This window comes from Mycobacterium sp., from assembly GCF_035633495.1.
Lineage (GTDB): Bacteria > Actinomycetota > Actinomycetes > Mycobacteriales > Mycobacteriaceae > Mycobacterium.
Window position 1 is genome coordinate 1 of the sequence record NZ_DASQEU010000129.1, and the last position, 4,270, is coordinate 4,270.

5 protein-coding genes and 1 pseudogene are annotated in these 4,270 nt (G+C 67.3%); 3 read left to right on the forward strand and 3 right to left on the reverse strand.

The genetic code is table 11. From position 1 onward, the window contains the following. A pseudogene (locus VET27_RS19415) lies at positions 1–147 on the reverse strand (glycine/betaine ABC transporter substrate-binding protein); the annotation flags it as partial. Between the two features lie 166 nt (positions 148–313). On the opposite strand from VET27_RS19415, the gene VET27_RS19420 reads away from it, so the two are divergent. Further along, a complete protein-coding gene (locus VET27_RS19420) occupies positions 314–694 on the forward strand; it encodes a LapA family protein (protein ID WP_526521059.1) in 381 nt (126 codons plus the stop codon). Positions 695–767: 73 nt separating this feature from the next. Here VET27_RS19420 and VET27_RS19425 read toward each other — a convergent pair whose 3' ends face one another. After that, positions 768–1,799: a phosphotransferase family protein gene (locus VET27_RS19425; RefSeq protein WP_526521061.1), complete on the reverse strand. Its 1,032-nt coding sequence runs from the start codon at positions 1,797–1,799 to the stop codon at positions 768–770. A 9-nt stretch (positions 1,800–1,808) separates the two neighbouring features. After that, positions 1,809–2,408: a histidine phosphatase family protein gene (locus VET27_RS19430; protein WP_526521063.1), complete on the reverse strand. Its 600-nt coding sequence runs from the start codon at positions 2,406–2,408 to the stop codon at positions 1,809–1,811. An 18-nt stretch (positions 2,409–2,426) separates the two neighbouring features. Here VET27_RS19430 and VET27_RS19435 point away from each other — a divergent pair, with 18 nt between their 5' ends. After that, entirely contained in the window at positions 2,427–3,506 is a 1,080-nt protein-coding gene (locus VET27_RS19435) for a zinc-binding metallopeptidase family protein (protein ID WP_526521065.1), read from the forward strand. Position 3,507: 1 nt separating this feature from the next. After that, entirely contained in the window at positions 3,508–4,269 is a 762-nt protein-coding gene (locus tag VET27_RS19440) for an SDR family NAD(P)-dependent oxidoreductase (protein WP_526521067.1), read from the forward strand. Position 4,270 lies beyond the last annotated feature (1 nt).

The following is a 4,270-nucleotide window of genomic DNA, read 5'->3' on the forward strand; positions in this document are numbered from 1 at the left end:
GATCTCGGCGATGATCTTCGATTCGGTGAAGTCCGCCGACCCGACGGCGATCGACTTCAGGTCACCCGATACCTCACCACCGCCCAGCGGGTTCGAACTGCCGCATGCAGCCGTTACCAGGGCTAGGACCGCTGCCAGTACAACCAGACTGTTTCTACGCCTGGATCGTCGTTCGGGGTTCACTAGAACGTCCTTTCGGCGTCACCTGCCTCGTGCGAGGTTAACCAGCTTGCCGGCATGTCGCTCGGCTTTAGCCGGTCGTAACCCAGTACCGCTGGTTTCCAACTCAGTCGAAAGGGGCAAGGATATGGCCATGAGCACCGACCCGCAGTTCCAGCCCGTCGAACCGGGCCATCCCGGCCCGTTGAATCCGATCGAGCCCGGGCCCCCGACGGTCGACACCTCGGCACCGAAGCCGCCACCCGAGAACGCCGTCCACTTCACGCGGGCCGCGGCCCTGTGGTCGGCTCTCATCGTCGGCTTTCTCATCCTGATCGTGCTCTTGATCTTCATCGCGCAGAACACCGAACCGGGGACGTTCCACTTCCTCGGCTGGTCGTGGAGCCTGCCCCTGGGCGTCGCGCTCCTGGCGGCAGCAGTGCTCGGGGGCCTCGTCACGACGCTCGCAGGCGTCGTTCGCATCGTGCAGCTGCGCCGGGCCGCCAAGAAGAACTTGAAGGCCGCGCTGCGGTAGAGACCCGTCGAGTGTGCGGCCAGGGCGGGATTTCGACCGATTCCCCGCCCTGTACGCAAAGTCGGTGCCGCCCCTAGCCGAGCTCGGCCAAGCCTGCCGCGACCAAGGGCGCGACGGCCTCCCCCACCTTGTCGCCGTACTCCGAGCCTCCGCCCATCCGGTCGCGGAACTGGATGCCCGCGGCGATGATCGCCAGCTTGAAGTACGCCAGCGCCATGTAGAACTCCCAATGGTTCAACGGCTGACCGGCCGCCACCGAATACCGTTGGGCGAGTTCGTCGGCCGACGGAATCTGGGGCGACGACCACGCCGCGTTCGCATGCACCATGTCGAACATCGGATGGCGGTACACGCACATCAGCGCGGCGTCGCTGAGGGGATCGCCGAGCGTCGACATCTCCCAGTCGAGCACTGCCCGCACCTTGGTCGCGTCGACGGCGTCGAGCATCGTGTTGTCGATGCGGTAGTCGCCGTGCACGATCGAGGTCCGGCTCTGTGGCGGAAGCGCTTCCCCCAGCGCGGCGTGCAACCGCCGCACGTCCGCGTCGCGCGGGTCGTCCTCCAGTCGCACCAGGTCCCACTGGCCGCCCCAGCGCCGCACCTGGCGTTCGAGGTACCCGCCTGCCTTGCCGAAGCCGCCGAGACCGACGGCCTCCGGATCCAGTGCGTGCAGGTCGGCCAGCACCTTGATGAGGGCGTCGACGCAGGCACTGATGGTGTCCTGATCCCCAAGGGCGGTCAGCTCCTCGGAGTAGCGCACGACTCGTCCCGGCACGAAGTCGACCATCTGAAACGGCGCACCGAGCACCGAGTCGTCGTTGCGCATCGTCACCGGGTGGGCAACGGGCACCGGAGTGTCCTCGAGCGCCGCCACGACCGTGTACTCGCGGGCCATGTCATGGGCCGACGGCGTCAGCCCGTGCAGCGGGGGCCGGCGCAGCACCCACTTGGAGGCATCGTCGAACACCAGGAACGTCAGGTTGGACCGGCCGCCGGCAATGAGTTCTCCGCGCAGGTCACCCTGGCGTGGGACGCCGATCGACCGCAGATGCCGGTCCAGCGCGCCGAGGTCCAGCCCGTCCAGTGTGGAAGCGTCCGTCGTCACCGGACTTGTCTACCACCGCTGATTTCTGGGCAGCAGGTCCCATACGTGTTCCGTCCCGTTCACCGATGCGATGCCGAACCCGCCCGCGCGGGACAGCAGGAGTCGCGTGATGCCCGCGTAGTCGACCTGAACGCACAACAGCCGGGGGGACGCGACGGCGTCTTGCACCAGCGCGTTGATCACGCCGCCGTGACTGAACAACACGACGGTGTCCTCGTGGTCGGCTGCCGCCACGATGTCGGCGGCACCGGCCTTGACCCGCGCCTTGAACGCTTCCTCGTCCACGTCACCCGGCAGATGGCCGTCGACGAGGCGCTGCAGGTCCTCCTGCGACGCCTCCTCGATCGGCGTGTAGTGCGTCAGCCCGTAGTCGTACTCGGCGAGTCGCTCGTCTACGTCGACCGCCATTCCGAGCGCGTCGGCGACCGGTTGCGCCGTCTGCAGCGCACGCCGCTGGGGACTACTGACCAGGCGGGAGATGGGGAACCGCCGCAACGCGTCGGGCAGGCGCTTCGCCTGTTCGATGCCCTCGGCGGACAGGTCGGGGTCCGAACCCTGACCGGCCTCACTGCGGAGTGGTAGCGCATGTCGGACCAATAGCAGTTGCACCGTGACACCATATGGCTCGTGCGCGCATTCGCTTGTCCTGTGTGCAGCGAGTTCGCCGCGTTCGACGCCGACCGGTGCGCGACCTGCCAGACGACGTTGGGCTTTCACCTGCCGACCAAGTCGATGGTTCCCATCGTCGACGGGGCCGCGGTGCTCGACGGGCAGCGGTGGGTGCGATGCACCCAGTACGCGTCGCTCGGCTGCAACTGGCTGGCACCCGAGGAACACGACGAGTTCAAGAAGCGCGGCCGCTGCCTCGCCGACTCGTTGATCCGCCGCGAACCCGCGGCCGACGACACCCTCGCCCGGGAGAAGCTGGTGCCCACCGCGGCGGCACTGCGCAGGCTGGTCTACCAACTCGACGACATCGGCTTGCCCGTCGACCCGTTCTGGCGCCGCGATGGCGGCCTGGCGTTCGACCTGTTGTCGAGCTACACCACCGGCGAGAAGGTCATCATCGGCCACGCGGGTGGCGTCATCACCATCGACGTCGTGGAATCGCTGGACGACTACCGCGAATCGCTGCGCGTTCGGTTGGGCGAGCCGTACCGCACCATGCTCGGTCACTTTCGCCACGAGGTGGGCCACTACTACCAGAACATCCTCGTCGAAACCGGTTCTGGCGCAGCGCGATACCTCGACGACTGCCGGGCACTCTTCGGTGATGAGCGGGTGAGTTACTCCGACGCCATCGCGCGGCACTACAAGTCGGGCGCGCCCATCGGCTGGGGCGAGTCGTTCATCTCGGAGTACGCCACCATGCATCCGTGGGAGGACTTCGCCGAGAGCTTCGCCCATTATCTGCACATCGCCGACACCCTGGACACCAGCCGCGAGGCAGGCATGGTGCTGCACGCCGACCGGGTCCGCTTCGCGGCGCCCCGAGACATCGTCCCGCTGGACACCTACGAGGACCAACCCGTCGAGCGGATGCTGTTCGATTGGCGATGGATGTCGCTGTTCTTCAACCGCGTGAACACCGCAATGGGCAAGAACCCCCTATACCCGTTCGAGATTCCGCCCGCGGTGGTCGACAAGCTCGGCCTCGTCCACCGGGTGATTCGCGAGACGGCCCGTGGCGAGCAGGAGGAGACCTGACATGGGGTACGCCGACGAACTGTTCGACCTGACCGACCGGGTGGTGCTCGTCACCGGAGGTAGCCGCGGATTGGGACGCGAGATGGCCTTCGCCGCAGCCAAGTCGGGTGCCGACGTCGTGATCGCCAGTCGCGATCGCGAATCCTGTGTCGTCACGGCCGAGGAGATTTCGGCGTCGACGGGCCGGACCGCCTTCCCGTACCAGGTTCACGTCGGGCGGTGGGACCAGCTCGACGGGCTCGTCGACGCCACCTACGACCGGTTCGGCAAGGTCGACGTGCTCATCAACAACGCGGGCATGTCACCGCTTTACGAGTCGTTGACCTCGGTGAGCGAGAAGCTGTTCGACGCCGTGGTCAACCTGAACTTCAAGGGGCCGTTTCGACTCTCGGCGCTCATCGGCGAGCGCATGGTCGCAGCGGGCGGAGGCTCGATCATCAACGTCAGCTCCGCGGGCTCGTTGCGCCCGGCCCCCGACATGCTGCCCTACGCTGCGGCCAAGGCGGGGCTCAACGCCCTGACCGAAGGGCTGGCGAAGGCCTACGGCCCGACCGTCCGAGTCAACACGTTGATGGCGGGCCCGTTCCTGACCGACGTCAGCAAGGCCTGGGACCTCGAAGGCGCCGAGAGTCCGTTCCGGCACCTGGCGCTGGGTCGCGCCGGGCAGCCCGCCGAGATCGTCGGCGCCGCACTGTTTCTGGCCTCCGACGCGTCGAGCTTCACGACGGGTTCGATCCTGCGGGCCGACGGCGGCCTCCCCTAGA

What these genes read in the sequence shown, in the direction of transcription:
- VET27_RS19420 (WP_526521059.1), top strand. Translation starts at nt 314, where the DNA reads ATGAGCACCGACCCGCAGTTCCAGCCCGTCGAACCGGGCCATCCCGGC.
- VET27_RS19440 (WP_526521067.1), top strand. Translation starts at nt 3,508, where the DNA reads ATGGGGTACGCCGACGAACTGTTCGACCTGACCGACCGGGTGGTGCTC.